Below are 16,189 nucleotides of genomic sequence, written 5' to 3' on the forward strand. Positions count from 1 at the left end.
AGATGAACAAAGAATCCTGGACGCGATATTTCACTAAAGTTGAAGGAGCAAAAGATAAAAAAGTTTCTAGTATTGAAATTGATTTTGTGGTGGAAAATGCGGAACAGGGTTCAGTTCATGTCACCGATTTTCAATTGCAGGATGGCGAGCAAGTGACCGCGACCATTCCGAATACGGCCGAGTGGTTCAAAGCAAAATATGGCACGTTGGATGAAACTGTCACTGCTGTTGGCGATGATGTTTACTTAGGTGATCAGCCGAGAGTCTTTGAAAATGTCCAAAACCGATTTTATAACATCGTCGGTCGCGGGCATGAAGTGATTGTGGTTCCGAATATTTTTGAATCCAATTTTAATGAGCCGACGGTAACGACTCCAGTTGATTTAACTCTTTATGCAAAAAATGAGTTTGATTTATTGCGGATTTCGTCGAATTATGGAGCGTTTAAAACAGGTTATGGTGAAATGGTCTACGAGGATGAACCGGATCATCCTTTGAACAAACGGTACACGCGTGAATTTATTTTTGATATTCCTGGTGGTCCTGGGAGTGAAATTAAATTACTGGGTACTCAACGTGTGGCCACCGTTGATGGGAAACCGGCCAATTTGGCCAGTCGTGTTATCTCTGTTGGCGAAGGGAAATTGCCGATAAGACGCCAGATGTTTATGGGCTTGGCCTACGGTTCAAATCGGATCCGTATTGAATTTTATAAGCTGGTGGATGGCGTTATGCGTGATACCGGGATTGGTTTTTGGGGAATTGCTGAATTGTTCCATTGGGAAGAAGGGGGGGCTAAGTTTTGAAGTTCATCTCATGGACCTTGAATGAACCGTCCAATGCACAGTTTGCGGAATACGCGACCGAAGTTTCACCAGGTGAATGGCGGATCCTTAATCCGGACGCCTGGAAAAACTGGGGCGGCAATCAAAAGAATTTCTGGCTCGCTTTCATGAATCATCATGATAAAATTTACGGAGTTGGCCTGCATGATTTCGGTGTAAATGCCGACGGTACGATTTATAGCTATAAAGCCGGCGAGGGATACCCGGTTCTAAATGAAGATGAGACGGCCATTCGATGGTGGATGCGTGATTCACTTCGTTTTTTGGTCGACCATTATCCAGATATCAAATGGTCGTTGCAAATGGTTTGTTTCGGTGCATCTCGTGTGGAGCCGATCCTCGATAATGTGAATGGAGCACAGGACACTTTTGTTCGGCAATTTAAAAAAATAGCCGAGCTTTATTTGAACCGGTTTCCTGGACGGATCAAGGGGATTGAGATGGACTTCGAGAAAACTACATCAAGGCCGCGGTCGGCTCAAGAACCGGAAAAATACCGGGACCTTTTGAGACGTGTAAAAGACGAAGTTTGCCGGCCACTTGGTTTGGAGATTCGTGTAAACCTTCATGCCATGACCGGTGAGTATAATCCGTCCTGGTATGCTTGGACGAATTATTCGACCATTGCTGAAGCGGATCTGGATGAATATCAAATCATGTCATATGATTTCTCGGCTGGAAATACCGCACCGGGGCCATCGACTCCTGTCTGGTGGCTTTTAGAGGTCTTGGATCATGTTCGGAATGTTTTACCACCGGAAAAGACTTTTATCGGGAATGCGGCCTATGGGCGGCGTTGGTCCTTAAATCGTGACCGTTTGGGTACTGCGATTGCTTATTGGCAGTTGCTACAGTGGCAAAATGGCCTGTTTAAGCATAACGCCGGGCAACGAAACGACCAGGGCGAGTTCATTTGGTTCGATCAATCGTTTATTCCGTATTGTGGATTCCATGATGAAGAGTCGGGCTATGAATATACTTTTTTGCATTGTTACGATCGTTTTCAGGCTCGCTTTGCTCGTCTGTTGCCTTACAATAACAGTCAAGTGGTTTATCGGGGGACTTATCGAAACGCGGAATACATCACCAGCTATTCCAAACACCAACGTGCCAAATTTACCGGGATTCAAAGGGTATTGACCGAGGCGACCTCGACCTCTGGACATATCAGCGATGCTCATTCTGTTTGGGAACCTAAGGATGATCTGCCTGGTTATACCTTTTATGGTTACAATACGTTACCTGGCCAGTATCTTTACGACGAAGCGACGAATTCGTGCGTCCGGGCCAGCGGTGCTATTGGTCAGGATGGGCGTGTCACTTATTCGTTTTCTTTATCAACGCCTGGAACGTATCGCCTGGTAGCGACGGTATATTTTCCTTATCTGAATTGCCGCATTCCTATTAACGTGAATGGGGTTGATTATGTCATTGGCGAGGATATTCCGGATTGGTATCCGTTTTTCGTCAATCCATCCCATCACTTTTTCGATTGCGGCACTTTTTCGTTTAGCACATCAAATACGATTACAGTTGGTGTTACTCAAGATTCAGCTCAAATCATGGGGTTTGTAATCTGTCGGGATTTTGAACATGGAATGTCCGGAGGAGAAGTTGAATATAACGTTAATCTTCAAGTTCCCAAAAAGAGAGGATCCGTTGTTGATGGTGTTGTTACGAAAGTGGACGCAGATATGCCGGATGAAGTAACGCTGACTGCTGAATTAATCCGTCGCCATCCAAGACCGGCGATTTTTTGGGAAGACTTGTTTGGTCCTTTTGCTGATCAAGAAGTGGAGAATTTGACGGAAACGAATTATTACCAGAGGGCGATTACCGGTTTCCGGGCACCAAATGGACCATATCCGGTTGATGGGGCTTGTCGTGGTCCACTTCAAAATATCGGTTATTCAAATGGAACATGGCGGCCAGTTGCCGCGTCTGGCGGTGATGAAGCTCATGTTTATTGTGATGCTCGGAATAGTTCGGCACAGCTTGTGTTAAATCGTGAGTTCTCCTTCAACGCTCATATTGAGGCTGACATTCGAGCCTTGGATTCAAATGCGATTTATGGAATTCGTTTTTACGCGAGAAATCCTGGAACGGTCGGAAATGGTTATATTGCACAGCTTAACTATCGCAATCGAACAGTTCGACTGGTTTACGAAAGCGGCGGATCCAGTCAGGTCTTGGCGACTGCGGCCATGTCGGAAACGTTGGCTAACGGCCTAGGAAGTCGCCATACTCTCACCGTTCGTGTTCACAATGGTCGCATAAAAATTCTGGTCGGTGCTGTCGAATATATCAATTATTCCGGTTCTTTACCTGGTTCTTTGTCTAGGGGTGCTCATGGCGTTTATGCGAATGGTACAAGAATCCGTTGCTATCGCCTGCACATTGCTACAAACGACCGGTATGAACCGATGGAGAAAGTGTCAGCGATTGTTGATGGGCGGGAATATGTTGCTTTAGAAGAGGACCGTCCTTATTCGTATGATGAATTGGGCTATTTAGTATACAGCGGGTTTAATCCGGATGAAGGCCTGGATATTGACATTGACAATGATTACGATAACTTTCCGATTGTCAATATTCCGTCCTGGGTTGGTGAAAAAAACATCAGGATCCGGTTAGTTGACGCCGGCGTTTGGTTGAGAAATTTTTACGTCGGTGATGGGGAGGAATATTCAATTGCCTGGAATAGTGACCTGGAAGGGTTTATAACGACTCTTGGTTTTATAAAAAATTATGGTTGTAAAGGTGTAGCCATGTGGACCGTCGGGCAGGAAGATCCGCGCGTGTTCACATATTTGCCAACTCCTGAATGATAGATGGCAGAAAGGAAGAGTATTGGTGGAACAATGGTATTCGAACAAAGAACTATTCGAACAAATTATGAAGATGAGAGATGAGATTATTAGTCTACGCTCTGAAATGAAAGAAACCAGAGACATCATCAGAAAATACAACGGGTTGCGAGAAGAACTGTACAACATTGAAAGCGAAATTGAGAAACTTAAAGCAGCTGAAAGCGGCAAGACAACCGTTTTAGATGCCATTCGAGAATGGGGCGGTTGGATTGTCGCTATTTTAATGCTTATCGTGAACATCATTCAAAATTGAAAGGAGGTGAGAGTATGAATTGGAAGGGTGTTACAAAAAGTACTTGGATTAGAATTATCACTTTATTTTTGGTATTAATCAACCAAGTATCAATCTCTTTTTTTCATTTTCAATTGCTGCCTTTTACTGATGAAGAAATTTATGAAGGCGTTTCAGTTGTGTTGACAGTCATTGTTTCCATGTGGACTGCATGGAAGAATAATAGCCTCACAAAAAAAGCGCAACAAGCAGATCATTATTTGGAATCTTTTAAGTAAAGGGAAATCGGAAAGGGGGAATAAAATCATGCCTTTTATAAAAACTGACGCGACATATTATGGACCTAAAGCAAAATACATTGAGGTTTATGCAAATTGTACGCCATACAATGGGAACGCACATCTTTATGCAGGTGTATACCTAGTTCGAGGTACGACAGGGCGAATAGTTGTACACAATAAAGTTGTAGGAATAAATGGGCATATGGATTTTAGAAATAACATAAGAATATATCCTACCGATGAAAGAGGAACATACTACGTAAAGGTTGAATGGTACAGTGCATCAGGTAAGTTACTTTATTCTGCACAGAAGACTATTTACTTGGTAAAATAAAAAATTATTGATCCCCTAAAGATCATTTGGTATGATATTTCCAAATGGTTATAGGGGGATTTTTCCATGAAAAATTTATTGTTTATTATGGGGATTACGATTAACTTCATGATGTTTAGTATAAATTCAGATGAACTTAAAATTTATAAAGATCATGAAGATAAGAAGATGGAAGAACAAAACCTATCAGAAGCGTTTAAAAATGATTCCTACTCATTTGCACTATCCCTCCAATACGTTGATTATGAAGATAAAGTCGTATTTAAAAACGAACAAATAGCAAAGCAACGTTTGAAGAATGTTCAAAAGTATTTAGATGATCTGACAGATCATGGCACAAGTTTCCATGCAGTTGAGAACTTAGAGATTAATGATAAATGGCAGAAGCTTGTGGAGGATGTTGCTTATCTAAAATATTATGGATTTGATGAATCAGAAATTTTGAATGATTTAAATATTGCGGGGGCCTTAATACTACAGGCAGAAAATTACTATGATAAACCTTCTTTAAGCTATCTCTATCAAATTTTTACAGATTTAAATTCCGCTATAAACGGAGAAAAAGTTAAATATAATGTAACTCGTACATTTAGCCCAGAATCTCAATTTAAAAGGGTTAGTCTTTATTTAGCCTCAAAGAAATGATAGTCAAGAATGTTTTTTGATCCAGAAAAGAGCAATCGTGTTTGGTTGCTCTTTTTTATTTTTTTTCATAAGGAGATGATTAAATGGAATTCATCAAACAAATCGCTCCGCACGCTCAAAAAATTCAAGAGAAGTACAAAATTCTTGCATCGCTTGTGATTGCGCAAGCGTGTTTGGAAAGCAACTTTGGCCAAAGTGGATTAGCTCAAAATGGGAAAAACCTTTTCGGAATCAAAGGAAGTTACAACGGTCAGTCGGTAACGATGAAAACGACTGAATATCGCAACGGCAAGCCATACAAAACGGATGCCGCATTTCGGAAGTATCCTTCATGGGTAGAGAGCCTGGAAGATTTAGCACAGCTCTACACAAACGGTGTTTCTTGGGATAAAAACAAATACAAGTCAATTATCGGTGAAACGAACTATGTGACTGCATGCAAAAAGGTCCAAGAGTGCGGATACGCAACCGATCCAAACTATGCAGCAAAGTTAATCCGAATCATTGAAAAATATGAGCTGCACAAATACGATAAAGTTGGAAATAAAAAGCCGACAAAACCTGAAGCTGCAGCGAAAAAAGAAGAACATCAAGTTTATACAGTCAAAAAAGGCGATACCCTTTCAGAAATTGCTCAAAAATATGGAACGACTGTTAATGAATTGGTTAAACTGAACAACATTAAAAACCCAAATTTGATCATCACCGGGCAAGTATTAAAAGTGCCTGCTAAAACAGAAAAAGATGAGTATTACGCTGTAAAGAAGGGTGATACCCTAACTAAAATTGCAAAGAAGTACGAAACAACCGTGCAAAATTTAGTGAAGCTCAATAATATCAAAAATCCAGACTTGATTCTTGTCGGGCAAAAGTTGCGTGTGAGGTAAAAAAGTACGACCGAAAAGGCCGTGCTTTTTTACCTGCTTTTCTTGATGTAATCGGAAGAATTAAAGGGGACAAATTGGGGGCAAAAGCTATTTGGAGGGCATAAAATTCACTCGGATTTACGCTAAGATGAAAAAGAAAAACCCTTGATTTTCAAGGGTTTTAAAAATTAGCAACAATTCACAAGATAAATGTTATAATTTATGAGGAATTGAAACCAAAAAAAGTTAAAAAGTATCAACCACCAGATACTGTTTTTATCTTAACTATGAGGAATTGAAACGAGGTTTTCGTCGAGGACAAGGACGCACTTGCGCGGTTTTTATCTTAACTATGAGGAATTGAAACCCGCCACACCACGAAGTAAGTCGCCATTTTGCTCTAAAGTTTTTATCTTAACTATGAGGAATTGAAACATTCGTTTTATTTTTACGATCTCTTGCAAGATTTTCGTTTTTATCTTAACTATGAGGAATTGAAACAAACGTGGCTCAAGAGGTACTGGTGTAAAGCAACTCCGTTTTTATCTTAACTATGAGGAATTGAAACTATTTCATGGGACAATAACCAGCATTCATTATATAAGTTTTTATCTTAACTATGAGGAATTGAAACTTTCTAAACGTAAGCGTCAAATCTTGCACACCTTCTTGATGTGCTAATTTCATGAGATAATCTCCTCAAGATGAAATTGAAGGGGGTTTTTTTATGCCTAAGAATCCTGAATTACGAAAGGTTTGGGAACAACGAATCGCTGACTATCGTAAAAGCGGTCAAACTCAAGTAAACTGGTGCAAGGAAAATCAATGGAGTATTCACCAGTTTAAATACTGGTTAAGAAAAATTGAAAATCCAATAAAAAATCAAGGAAAGTCTACAAAATGGGCATCCGTTACCCTAGAAGATCATTCACAAACAGTTGAAAATTCATTACGGATTGAAATTAGTGGGATTTCAATTGAAGTAAAACCTGGTTTCGATCCGGCCTTTCTTTCAGAAGTGGTTAGGACGTTGAAATCAACATGTTAGTTGGTACAAGAGCTGAACGAGTTTACTTGGCAAAAGGAAGTACTGATTTGAGAAAATCCATTGATGGATTAGCTGCTTTGGTGAAAGAGGGATTTGATTTAGATCCCTTTTCATCAAGCTATTTTGTGTTCTGTAATCGAAAGCGAGATAAATTAAAAATTCTTCACTGGGACTATAATGGTTTTTGGCTTTATTATCGTCGATTGGAAAAAGGAAAATTTCAATGGCCAAATGAAAATGACACTGGAACGATACAAATTAGTTATCGGCAATTACGCTGGTTATTGGATGGTCTTGCAATGGAGCAAAAGAAAGCACACCCAGAAGTAAAGGCTAGAACAGTTATATGAATTTTTTACTTTTAACAAAAACCTTGGAGGAAAATAGCTAAAACCGTCGAATTATTACTACATGATGAAAAATTTAAAGAATCCTAACCAAAACCCATTTGAATTAATTGAAAAACTTCAACAGCAAATCGTTGAATTGACGGCGAAATTACAATGGTATGAAGAACAGTATCGTCTTAGTCAAAAACGAAAATTTGGCTCTTCAAGCGAAAAAACAAATCCTAATCAATTAGAACTACCTTTATTCAATGAAGCAGAGGTAGAGTCTAATGTAAAAGCCGAAGAGCCAACTGTTGAAACAATTACATATCGTCGTAAAAAGAAACGTGGTCAACGTCAAGCTACGTTTGAAAACCTGCCTATGGAAACGATTGAATATCGTTTACCCGAAGAAGAGCAGGTCTGTTCGTGTTGCGGTGAAAAAACACACGAAATGAGCACAGAAGTACGACAAGAATTAGTGATTATTCCGGCTCAAGTCAAAGTTTTAAAACACGTTCGATATGTCTATGGATGCCGTCATTGTGAGCGTAATGAAATAGAGACACCAATCGTTACAGCACCTGCCCCAAAATCTGTGTATCCAAAAAGTTTAGCTTCACCGTCAAGCATGGCATATATTATGAATCAAAAATATGTAGAGGGGCTACCTCTATATCGCCAAGAACAACAGTTCAAACGATTAGGTGTGATCTTATCCAGGCAAACCATGGCCAATTGGATGCTTTATGGTGCCGAAAAATGGCTTGCGCCAATTTATCAACGAATGAAAGAGCATCTCCTCTCTAAAGACATTCTACATGCGGATGAAACAACTGTTCAGGTTTTACATGAACCTGGAAGGTCAAGCACATCGAAATCTTACATGTGGCTTTATCGGACTGGAAGAGAGGATCCACCACTTGTCCTTTATGACTATCAGGAAACTAGAGCAGGAGAACATGCCAAAGAATTCCTAAAAGGGTTTAAAGGATACCTGCATGTCGATGGATATGCAGGATACCATAAGGTATCCGGCGTAACATTAGTTGGATGTTGGGCTCATGCCCGCAGAAAGTTCGATGAGGCTTTAAACGTACTTCCTGAATCCAAACGTCATTCAGCAGTCACAGCTCGGGAAGGACTCAATTTCTGTAATCAGCTATTTGCCATCGAGCGTGATTTGAAAGAATGTACACCAGAAGAACGATATAAAAAACGACTTAAACACAGCCAACCATTGTTGGAGGCTTTTTCAGCATGGCTAAAAACAGAGAAAAGCAATGTTTTACCAAAGAGTCTATTAGGTCAAGCCATTACATACTGCCTCAACCAATGGGAAAAACTCGTGGCATTTTTAGAGGATGGACGTTTAGAAATCGATAATAATCGAAGTGAACGATCCATTAAACCATTTGTGATCGGAAGGAAGAACTGGATTTTTAGCAATACTCCGAAAGGAGCTAAGGCCAGCTCAATCATTTACAGTATTGTGGAGACAGCAAAAGAGAATAAATTAAATCCATTTTATTATCTTCGCTACTTATTTGAAAGGCTTCCCAATATGGATATAAGCAATATGGATGAGCTTGATCAACTACTTCCTTGGTCCAAAACAATTCCTTTGAATTGTCGGGTTTTTAATAACTTATCACAATAATAGTATTTAATCCCTATCATTAAAAGGTGGGGATTATTTTACGCTTACATAGCAACGGTTGCTGACTTAGATAGGGCTCTTAAATCAGATCTGAAAAAAGAAGATTTAGCAGATTTTTTTAATGAAAATAAAGATGGAAAGCTGACAAAGATAAAAACGATTTATATGATTTATTCTATGATGTCTGATTATGGAAACCATAGGAATGAGAATACTATTGAATCTCCAACAATTGAAGATGCACTGTTTTGTTTGAGACTAACAGATAGCATTTTATTTTGGGTATATTCAAAAAACAAATAGTGATTTTTAAATGAAGGGGTGAATAATATGTCCGACGTAAAAAATGCATATGATCAGATTATTGATTTCTTGAACAATGAAACAGAAAAAACATTATTGCTACGGGGGATTGCTGACAAGGAAAAACATCAGACTCTTCTTAAAGCCTTGAACGCTTAAGGAATCTTGAAAGGGCTGATTAATTTAATTCATACAACAAAAGATGGAATGGAGAATTTTTATCGATGGGCGGAACTATATAAAGTTAATGTACCGAAGAAATATGGACAAGGAATGAAATTATCAAATCTTATAATTTACTTTGATAATCTAACCACGAAAAGTAATAGTGAAAAATACGATGATTATGCATTTGACTTTATGATTATATGGCCAATTCAAAGTGTAACAAAAAATGAAAAAGAGATTCAGATGCTGAAAGAAATGGCCCAACGTCAAAAGACAAAAAAGATTATATATCTTACAATTAAAGAACCTTGCTACAACCCGGATTCTTTAGAGTCTATCGTGGATCGAGTGATAAAACTTGACTGTGAGAATGATGATCCAAAAGAATATCAGCGTATTCTAGCCGCCTACGAAGAGGATATGAAAAGGCGCAAGTACTAATATACATAGCAAATTCAGGTGGCTTAAGGGTGTACAATTATTATTCAGACTAGGCATAAATTCTTATTTAGAAAGCGAATTATTTACATCTTATGCCGTGGTTTGATAGAAAAATATGAAATAAGGATTTTTTCGGGAGAGAATAAATGAAAGATTTCTTAAATGAAATTCGAAAACCAATTAGTATATCGCTAACAAAAAAGTTTTTATATTCAACTTTAATATTTATAGCGGGGATTACTTTAGGCTTAGTTTCCAAGATGCTTGAAACAACCCTAAGTAATTCATTACCCTATTTTCTAGAAGTCTTAGATTTAAGAAACTTCTTTTCTCGCATGGGGGTTTGGCTTTTCCTTGCGGTGTTAATATCTTTATATAGCAAATCAGCTCTCAGGTCTGCCATAAATGTATTTTTGTTTTTTGCGGGTATGGTAGGTAGCTATTATTTATTCACAGTTTTGATAGCTGGCTTTTTTCCTAAATCATATATGATGATTTGGATAATAATGACTTGTATTTCACCATTTCTGGCTTTTGTGTGTTGGTATGCAAAGGGGAAAGGTATTATTGCTATTTTTATTTCATCTATAATTTTTATGTTTATCTCAAGACAGGCTTTTGTATTTGGATTTTGGTATTTTGATATTAGAGATAATTTGGAATTGTTACTCTGGATTGCCACGATTTTTGTTTTATATCAGTCTCCAAAACAAATATTCAAGGTAGTGACAATAGGATTGCTTCTCTATTTCTTTTCCGCTCAAATCAACTTATTTTGGGGAATGTTGTAGGTCTCTATTTAATGCAAATTCAGTGGATATGTTCTCGTCTACCGATAGTGCAAAAAGTGCCGTAGATATATTTCCGAGAACGGGCAGGTTCAAAAGACATTGGATCCTATCCTCTCAAGCCATGTGGAGTTGGTAGCATTGATGTCAAGGGAATAAATACACTAGCTGTTCAAGCATTGATAGAGCAAGGTTTATAGGGTTTCACTTAAATTTATTTTATGTTAATAAACAGGTGGGACCCTTTTTGTTATTGGTTTTAGATGCCCTGAAAATCGGGGTTGAGTTGATAGAATGGATTTTGGATGGGGGAGTTGACAGGATAGATGTAGGGCATAAAATGTGTTAAATTTAGACTAATCATATAGTTAAAATGGGGATATAAACGTCATGCCGCCCAAGGGACTTCTAAACTATATAACAGGAAATGCTATGGCTATGAAAATGATGAGAATGGTCTGCTAGTTATAAAAAATGAAGAAGCTAGAAATGTTCGGTTGATTTTTGAGCTGTATTCTAAGGAAGAGAAAAGTAATTGAATTTGTTTTTCCTTTAAATTCATTTAATCAATCCAGCTTGAAGTTTTTGGATAATAGCTGTTTATGAGGCTAAAAATCTTCTCTAAAATAAGAACGCGAAAAGGCTGTGGATTTGGAGAGGCATTGCTTTTTTATATTTGTTTAGGCGAGCTTCTTGCACTAGGGATTTGTTAATGAAGCTAGTACGTTTCATTGACATTTTAAATGAAAATTCTAAATATATGGGAGCAAACTGTGTAAAATTCTAGTCAAAATATTTTGTATACAAGGGGAGGATCGGTGCTACTTTGTTGCCCCTTTCTGAGCGGAGTGCTAAAGGATAAACAAATCAAGTGATAAAGCTGCGAAAAATTTTTGGGAAGGAAGGGAAAACATTGAAAAGATTTTTTGTGATTCTGTTGGGTATCATCGGATTCATTGGTTTATATATTATCTTTTTGAATCCAATCAATTTTAGTTGGTGGCCTTTAGGAAATCAAAGAACCCAGTCCGTTACATCAGAGGGAATTGAAATGATTGAAATTGATGCCTCAGGTGTTAGCACAACGATTATTCCGGAAAGTCGAGAAGATTTAAAAGCTGATTTAGATGGAAAGGGAAAGCTGATTGTTAAACAGCATGGAGACAAAGTAAAAGTAAGTGCGAAACAAAAATGGAAATGGTTGGGGTGGTTGTTTCATAACAAGGCAAGATTGAATATTTACATCCCTGAAGATTATGATCGAAACATGGCTATAAATCTTGGCTCCGGGAATTTGAATTTCTCTGGCCTTTCAATAAATGAACCGATGAAACTAGATGAATTAATATTAGATATAGGCTCGGGAAACGTCAACCTGAAGAATGTATCGGTTAAACATTTTGAGCATGATAGTTCGTCGGGGAATGTCGATATAGACTCATTAACGACAGAAACAGGATCATTTGATATTAGTTCTGGAAACCTCAAAGTAAAGCATTATATCGGAGCTATTGAGGCTGAGCTATCATCTGGAAATTTAAATATACAAATGGATGAATTAACAGATTCAGTTGATATTGAAGTAAGTTCAGGAGTGGTGGATCTTAATCTTCCGACTGATGCTGACTTTACTTTAAACGGAAAGACAAACAGCGGCAATATAACATGTGATTTTCCGCTAACTAGCAAAAAAATAGATAATAAAAACATCAAAGGTACCCATGGGTCTGGTGAACATCCTATCGACGTAAGCGTATCAAGCGGCAACATTAAAATTTATTAAAATGATGTGAAAAAGCGTTCATTGATTAACTTGGAAAGCAAGAATGATGTCTATCTCTTTAATAAAATACTCAACAAGTGCCGCACTCTTAAATATTAAAAGTCAATAGAAAAAGGAAGCAGCCTAAACTTCTTAATTCGTGTTTTAGGCTGCTTTTTAAATAAAATTCCTCGTCTTGTATAGCTGAGCACCAATTATTTTATTTTTTGTTACTTATCCATACAATCCTTCAAAGAACGTATTAGTATTTTTAAGAAAACAGAAACGTTAAACAGAGAGAAAAGCTCTAATTTTATGCATTGACTTTTTTGAGTGAAAAACAATTTCATTTTCAAATAGTAAAACATCAATGGTCGGAATGACTTCGTTTAGAAGTTCCGTTTCAACTGAATTGTTAAATACGTTCTGTTCCATTTTCATCTTATTACATAATTTTCATTAATAATAAATCACACAGATAGTGAACGTAACTTTAGGACATATGCTCTAAGGTTACGTTTTTATTATTTGTGACAAATTAATTAACAAATGTAAAAAAATGTGTAATTGTTAGTTTTTTCAAAAGGAATTGTAAGATTTTTGTCGTATATAGTAGAATAGTACGATTTTTTGTAGAAGGAGGTTGGGGAATGGATAAGCATCAGATGGAGAATCATATTTGGCTGGCTTCTTTATTTCATTATCTTTATCCCATGTTTATCGAAAAAAAATTGATAGACGATTCGGATACTGAAACTTTGTATATGCAAACGATCCATTCTTTAAGTAATAAAAACCGCTTTTTTCAAAAATATTATCAAAACTTATCCTCCGATCAAAGTAACATTAGCATCATTAACTTTTTTGTTAGAAGGGCTTCTCAATTAAGTACATTGGAATATGGGATACATGATGGGACGAAAGTGAATAATTTTGTTCCTCTTCAGTCTATATTTTCCAATTTATTTGATCAACAGCAGAAAAAAAGTTTTATGTACCCGTTGAAGCCGCTTGAATTGTCAAATATTTTGCCATCCGAAAATGTTCATAGCGATTCGATCGGACAATTGTTTTCTTCCTTTTTGAAAGAACTTGAGAAAATACATAAGAAAGAGCAGCTGCTATTTTTGTTAGAAAAATATTTTTGGAGTGTTGCTGACGCCAATACTGTTGATATCTCTTTATACGACTTAATGAAAACGAATGCTGCTATTGCTTGCTCTCTTTATAAGCAATATGAAAAAGGATATTTGGATATTAAAGAGTTTAATGAATCGTCTGATCGTTCAACTAAACAGTTTATGTTAATCCATGGGGATGTATCAGGGATTCAAAACTTTATTTTTAATATCCCTTCAAAAGGAGCTGCTAAAAGTTTAAAAGGACGTTCCGTGTACATAAGTTTGCTTTCAGACGTTATTGTACGTTATATACTTGATGAATTGGAACTGCATTCAACGAGCCTTTTATATAATGGCGGAGGAAATTTCTTCATTCTGGCACCTTATTGCCAACAAGAAAAATTTGTGAGCATCCGGGAAAAAATTTTGCAACATTTGCTTGAAGGGCATGATGGTGAGATTTACTTTGCGATAGATTTTGTTCCTGTTTCCATGGCCGATTTTCAAGATTTCTCAAGTGTATGGGAATCATCGAAAACAAAAACAAGTCGGTTGAAAAAAAGAAAATGGAGTGAACTTGGACTTGAGTCTAAGTTTAAGGAGATTTTTGGACCGCTGGATAAAGGTAATGATGAATCTCATGTGTGCAAAGTTTGCGGTTCATTTGGCAGCAAACGGCCTATAAATGAAGAATTTTTTGATGATGATGATTCTATGGCTGTCTGTACAATGTGCAAAAGTTTTATTAATTTAACGAATGAATTACGTGATGCTGCATATTTAGTCTTTCGAAAAGCTACCTCTAATGACCTTGACTATAACACATATCAAGATATGTTTCGGCAATTCGGTTATGATATTTCATTTTATTCTAACATGAACCAATATTCACCTAATAAGCAGGAACAATGGTACAAAATCAATGATACGAATTTTGTTGAGGATCATTGTGATGGGTTTCAATTTGGAGCTTATTTTTTACCTCAAGGAAAGGATGGACAAGTTACGTTTGAAGAATTATCACAAAGAGCTATCGTCAATGGGAGAGGGGATGCGAAACTTGCTCATTTAAAACTGGATGTTGATAATTTGGGGATGATTTTTGGTCAAGGATTAGGGGAGCGCAGCTCCATTTCGAGAGTGTCCGTGTTAAGTAGAATGCTAGGCTTATACTTTGGAGGCTATATTAACCAACTCATAGAAGAACATCGCTGGCAAGAAAAGTTATACGTTGTTTTTTCTGGTGGAGATGACACATATGTGGTTGGAACTTGGAAAGATGTGTTTGCTTTTGCAGAGAAATTTTATCAAGATTTTAGGTTATTTACGTGCCAAAATCGTTATATAACCTTTTCTGCAGGAATGAATGTATTTTCCTATCAATTTCCAGTTACTCGAGCGGCGGATATAACGGAAAACTCTTTAGAAGCGGCAAAAAAAGCAAGTGGTATTTCAAACGGTAATTTTCCGCCTATAAAAAACAAAGTTTCATTAATGGGGGAAGTGTTTAACTGGGAAGAGTTTAAGCAAGTAAAGGAAATTGAATCTATTTTAGAAAAAATGGTCATTGAATACGATAATCGTAGCGTGTTGTATAAAGTGAATAAAAGTACACTTGGATTTAAGCATATTTTAAAAGATTCTACACAGGGCAAGTTTCAGCACGTAAAATTTTGGAGGCTCTATTATTATTTGCGGGATATTAAGAAAAATTATAACTACCGTTGCAAAAAGTTTGGCAAAGAAGCCGCAGGCGAGGATTACGTAGAACAATTAGTCCATCAATACCGTCAAATCGTTGTTCATAATCTTTTTCATTCCAAAGAAAGGGATCAAATCCGTAAAATTATGATCATTCCTGTTGCGGTGAAATGGGCGGAATTAGCGACAAGAAAAGCGGAGGAGGAGAATGAATGACTGCTAAATTAAAAGGAAGAATTAAGTTTTTTAATGTTGAGAAAAACTTTGGGTATATTGTTACGGCTGATAAAAAAGAAATTAGATGTACGAGAGAAAATTTCGCAGGGCCGCCGCTTAGTGAAAAATATGAGGAAGAAGTTTATTATTTATTAACGAGAAATGGTTCGAGGGAACAAATCTCAGAAATTGAAAGTCCTTATGCCTATTATTTTAAAAACAATGTACTGCGTTTGGACGACTGTGATTATGATGAATTTTGCGATATCGCTTTAGAGTACGCTAAAAAATTAAGAGGTCTAAAGAAACAAGCGGAAGTTACTACCTCGATGATCAGAAAGGTTTATGACCAAATCATGAGGGCTAAAAGCATTAGTGAATTAAAAAGACTTCGTCCCCAGTTTGCCTATTTGGCCGGTCGGAATTCGGATAAGCCGAGAGTAGGGGAATTGATGCATATATTGGACTACTTAGCGAAACATGCAAAATCAAGGGATGAACACGATATTCTCCATTTACAATATATACAACAATTTATGGAAGCTATTGTCGCCTATTTGAAATACGTTGAAGATTAAA

15 protein-coding genes and 1 CRISPR repeat array are annotated in these 16,189 nt (G+C 37.2%); all 15 genes read left to right on the plus strand.

Annotation, left to right across the window (positions count from 1 at the left end; genetic code table 11):
• Positions 1-2: 2 nt before the first annotated feature.
• Complete coding sequence (locus RI196_RS03950) at positions 3-806, plus strand: hypothetical protein (RefSeq protein ID WP_311066955.1); 804 nt, start codon at positions 3-5, stop codon at positions 804-806.
• Complete coding sequence (locus RI196_RS03955) at positions 803-3,673, plus strand: glycosyl hydrolase family 18 protein (protein WP_311066956.1); 2,871 nt, start codon at positions 803-805, stop codon at positions 3,671-3,673. Before RI196_RS03950 ends, RI196_RS03955 begins: the two co-directional genes overlap by 4 nt.
• 25 nt (positions 3,674-3,698) lie before the next feature.
• Entirely contained in the window at positions 3,699-3,968 is a 270-nt protein-coding gene (locus RI196_RS03960) for a hypothetical protein (protein WP_311066957.1), read from the plus strand.
• 14 nt (positions 3,969-3,982) lie between these two features.
• The gene (locus tag RI196_RS03965) at positions 3,983-4,225 is read left to right on the plus strand and encodes a phage holin (protein ID WP_311066958.1); all 243 of its coding nucleotides are present in this window, start codon (positions 3,983-3,985) and stop codon (positions 4,223-4,225) included.
• 28 nt (positions 4,226-4,253) lie between these two features.
• Positions 4,254-4,562, plus strand: coding sequence for a hypothetical protein (locus RI196_RS03970; protein WP_311066959.1), 309 nt, complete (start codon positions 4,254-4,256; stop codon positions 4,560-4,562).
• 66 nt (positions 4,563-4,628) lie between these two features.
• The gene (locus RI196_RS03975; protein WP_311066960.1) at positions 4,629-5,207 is read left to right on the plus strand and encodes a hypothetical protein; all 579 of its coding nucleotides are present in this window, start codon (positions 4,629-4,631) and stop codon (positions 5,205-5,207) included.
• Positions 5,208-5,290: 83 nt separating this feature from the next.
• Entirely contained in the window at positions 5,291-6,094 is an 804-nt protein-coding gene (locus RI196_RS18500; protein ID WP_375338781.1) for a glucosaminidase domain-containing protein, read from the plus strand.
• Positions 6,095-6,345: 251 nt separating this feature from the next.
• A CRISPR array of direct repeats spans positions 6,346-6,707; the repeat unit is 30 nt; unit sequence GTTTTTATCTTAACTATGAGGAATTGAAAC.
• A gap of 93 nt (positions 6,708-6,800) precedes the next feature.
• On the plus strand, positions 6,801-7,121 hold the full coding sequence (gene tnpA, locus RI196_RS03990) for an IS66 family insertion sequence element accessory protein TnpA (RefSeq protein WP_003352856.1): 321 nt from the start codon (positions 6,801-6,803) through the stop codon (positions 7,119-7,121).
• The gene (gene tnpB, locus RI196_RS03995) at positions 7,115-7,471 is read left to right on the plus strand and encodes an IS66 family insertion sequence element accessory protein TnpB (RefSeq protein ID WP_003352857.1); all 357 of its coding nucleotides are present in this window, start codon (positions 7,115-7,117) and stop codon (positions 7,469-7,471) included. Before tnpA ends, tnpB begins: the two co-directional genes overlap by 7 nt.
• Positions 7,472-7,532: 61 nt before the next feature.
• Positions 7,533-9,110 (plus strand): IS66 family transposase, encoded by a 1,578-nt coding sequence (gene tnpC, locus RI196_RS04000; protein WP_094245431.1) that lies wholly within the window; start codon positions 7,533-7,535, stop codon positions 9,108-9,110.
• Between the two features lie 468 nt (positions 9,111-9,578).
• Positions 9,579-10,022 carry a hypothetical protein gene (locus RI196_RS04005; RefSeq protein WP_311066961.1) on the plus strand — a complete coding sequence of 148 codons (444 nt, stop codon included), beginning with the start codon at positions 9,579-9,581 and terminating at the stop codon, positions 10,020-10,022.
• Between the two features lie 146 nt (positions 10,023-10,168).
• Positions 10,169-10,813 (plus strand): hypothetical protein, encoded by a 645-nt coding sequence (locus RI196_RS04010; protein WP_311066962.1) that lies wholly within the window; start codon positions 10,169-10,171, stop codon positions 10,811-10,813.
• 910 nt (positions 10,814-11,723) lie between these two features.
• The gene (gene liaG, locus RI196_RS04015) at positions 11,724-12,593 is read left to right on the plus strand and encodes a LiaG family protein (protein WP_311066963.1); all 870 of its coding nucleotides are present in this window, start codon (positions 11,724-11,726) and stop codon (positions 12,591-12,593) included.
• A gap of 629 nt (positions 12,594-13,222) precedes the next feature.
• The gene (gene cas10 / locus RI196_RS04020; RefSeq protein ID WP_311066964.1) at positions 13,223-15,610 is read left to right on the plus strand and encodes a type III-A CRISPR-associated protein Cas10/Csm1; all 2,388 of its coding nucleotides are present in this window, start codon (positions 13,223-13,225) and stop codon (positions 15,608-15,610) included.
• Complete coding sequence (csm2, locus tag RI196_RS04025; RefSeq protein WP_311066965.1) at positions 15,607-16,188, plus strand: type III-A CRISPR-associated protein Csm2; 582 nt, start codon at positions 15,607-15,609, stop codon at positions 16,186-16,188. Before cas10 ends, csm2 begins: the two co-directional genes overlap by 4 nt.
• The last annotated feature ends 1 nt before the right edge of the window (position 16,189 follow it).

Source organism: Aeribacillus composti, from assembly GCF_031760945.1.
GTDB lineage: Bacteria > Bacillota > Bacilli > Bacillales > Aeribacillaceae > Aeribacillus > Aeribacillus composti.